This window comes from Sediminibacterium salmoneum NBRC 103935, from assembly GCF_000511175.1.
Taxonomy (GTDB): domain Bacteria; phylum Bacteroidota; class Bacteroidia; order Chitinophagales; family Chitinophagaceae; genus Sediminibacterium; species Sediminibacterium salmoneum.
Genome location: NZ_KI866530.1, coordinates 607,248 through 609,762 on the forward strand (window position 1 = coordinate 607,248; position 2,515 = coordinate 609,762).

2 protein-coding genes and 1 pseudogene are annotated in these 2,515 nt (G+C 41.6%); 1 reads left to right on the plus strand and 2 read right to left on the minus strand.

The window, feature by feature from the left end; genetic code table 11:
* On the minus strand, positions 1–367 hold a 367-nt coding region (locus tag P767_RS15535), incomplete at its 3' end, for a carboxypeptidase-like regulatory domain-containing protein (RefSeq protein ID WP_037351588.1).
* A 124-nt stretch (positions 368–491) separates the two neighbouring features.
* Here P767_RS15535 and P767_RS0103050 point away from each other — a divergent pair.
* Positions 492–1,694 (plus strand): bifunctional 3,4-dihydroxy-2-butanone-4-phosphate synthase/GTP cyclohydrolase II, encoded by a 1,203-nt coding sequence (locus tag P767_RS0103050; protein ID WP_026763357.1) that lies wholly within the window; start codon positions 492–494, stop codon positions 1,692–1,694.
* Between the two features lie 2 nt (positions 1,695–1,696).
* On the opposite strand, the pseudogene P767_RS17435 reads toward P767_RS0103050, so the two are convergent.
* A pseudogene (locus P767_RS17435) lies at positions 1,697–2,515 on the minus strand (hypothetical protein); the annotation flags it as partial.

Sequence of the window (2,515 nt, forward strand, 5' to 3'; positions counted from 1 at the left end):
TGTGTGCATTGGTTTTAATGGTCAGTGGTGTTAATATATTAACAGAGGGTTGTAATGGAAGATGTATGTGAAGGTCTTCTCCGGCTATTATTTGTATGGATTGAATTTGCAGTGTGTCTGCTTCCGGATAATGAACAGTCAACTGGTATTGACTGGCCGGACTTAACTGATAAAGCCCGTAAGTTCCCGATGCGTTGCTTCTGGTGGAAAATCTGATTCCGGTTCCATTGTCTTTCAGCGTGATGGTGGCACCGGCAATTCTAATCCCCCTGAAACTTACTACACCACTTACTGCACCAAAATGATTTTGAGAAAATGTAGTAAGGCTAATCAATAGTGCAGCCGAAGAACAAAAGATCCATTTCATATCTATGTTTTATTCAATGCTATTCCTCTTTTTTGTTAAAATCAGGGGTATTTGTACCGAATCGAATTGTTTTAAAGCGGTTGCTTGAAAGGGTTTATGTAATTTTGCGGCTTAATTCAGTTTTATGTTAGATAGTATTTCCGCAGCAATTGATGATATCAGAAACGGTAAGATGGTAATTGTGGTGGACGATGAAGATCGTGAGAACGAAGGTGATTTTATTATGGCGGCCCGATACGCTACACCTGAAGCCATTAACTTCATGAGCAAGGAAGGGAGAGGATTGATTTGTGTGGCATTAACAGAAGAGAAATGCAGGGAGCTCGATTTAACTCCCATGGTTTCTTCCAATACTTCTTTACATGAAACCGCTTTTACTGTTTCCATTGATTTAATAGGGCAGGGAACTACTACGGGTATATCTGCTTATGATCGTTCTAAAACTATTCAGGCATTGGTGCACCCGGAAACCAAAGCATCAGACTTTGGAAGACCCGGTCATATCTTTCCGCTGAAAGCTAAAGCTGGCGGGGTTTTAAGAAGAAGTGGCCATACAGAGGCAACGGTGGATCTGGCTCGTTTAGCGGGTTTGGAACCAGCGGGTGTATTGGTAGAAGTAATGAATGAAGATGGCTCTATGGCCCGTCTTCCTCAGTTACTGGAAATAGCCAAAAAGTTTGATCTTAAGATTATTTCTATCAAGGATTTAATTGATTACCGATTGAGTTCTGATTCTTTAATTGAAGAATTGGTGCGTGTTAATATGCCAACCAAATATGGAACTTTTGAATTAATTGCTTTTAAAGAAACCTTGTCTGGTGCGGAACACCTGGCGCTGGTTAAAGGTAGTTGGGAGAAAGACGAACCCGTTCTTACCCGTGTACACAGCAGTTGTTTTACCGGTGATATTTTGGGAAGTTTGCGCTGCGATTGCGGTGAGCAGTTGCACAAAGCCATGCGCATGGTGGAAGCAGCCGGTACTGGTGTTATTTTATATATGAATCAGGAGGGCAGAGGGATTGGTCTGATTAACAAATTAAAAGCCTATCAGTTGCAGGAAGCCGGAATGGATACGGTGGAAGCCAATATACAACTGGGTTTTGGAATGGATGAAAGAGATTACGGAGTGGGTGCCCAGATTCTTCGAGCATTGGGAATTACCAAGTTAAAGCTGATGAGCAATAATCCACGCAAGCGGGCAGGATTAAAAGGATATGGTTTAGAAATAGTAGAGACTGTTCCGATTGAAGTTGCTCCCAATCCCCACAACGAAAAATACCTGACTACCAAAAGAGATAAATTAGGCCACGCAATTCTGGGTGAGTAATCTTACTTTTTCTTTCTGATTAGTTTTTTGGTTTCGTCTAGTTCCTTTTTTAGCTGAATGGTATACAGGGTAAGCTCTTCTACTTTTTTTAGTAAGAGGGCATTCATATTTCCCAAATCTATGCCGTCTTTCATTACTTCCGCTGTGGTTGGAATGCCTGGCAAATGATGGTTCTTCTGTATGTATTCGTCCAGCACATTCAGGGGCATTAGTGGATAATCTTTCTGGAATACATGGTCGTACCAGTCTTTGGAATTCTTGATGGCCACTTTTACTTTTTCTGTTAGAATGCCTTGTTCAACGTATAATTTATAACCGTCTACCTGGGTGTTTACATCACCGATTCTTACACGCCCTTCATAGGAATCAATGGAGAAAAATTCTTTTTCAACTGCATCGGAACCCGCTTTGTGACTGATTTTGAAAGTCTGCGGCGTTTTTAGTACCTCATCTCCGGATACCCTTGCACCAATGGTCCAGTAACTTAAATTCTTGGGGTTGGATACATCTCCGTTAGAAAACATAATGGAAGGTTCATTCTGTCCTCCGGATGCCCACTCGTTGCTGAGTTTTAATAAAATATTTTTGTTGCGTGTATTACCTACGCCTTTCTTAATTTCCAATGGAGCGCCTGGATTTAATATACCAATACCTGCAAATCCGGCTTCTGGAAATACGTTTTGCTTGTCTCCGGTTGCAGCAGCATTTTCGTCTACCGGAACCGCAACGGGCTTGGGCTTTCCGCTGGGTCTCTGGGCAAGTAAACTTGTGTGTCCAATAGTTATAACAGATAATACAAGCAATATTCGTTTCATACAATA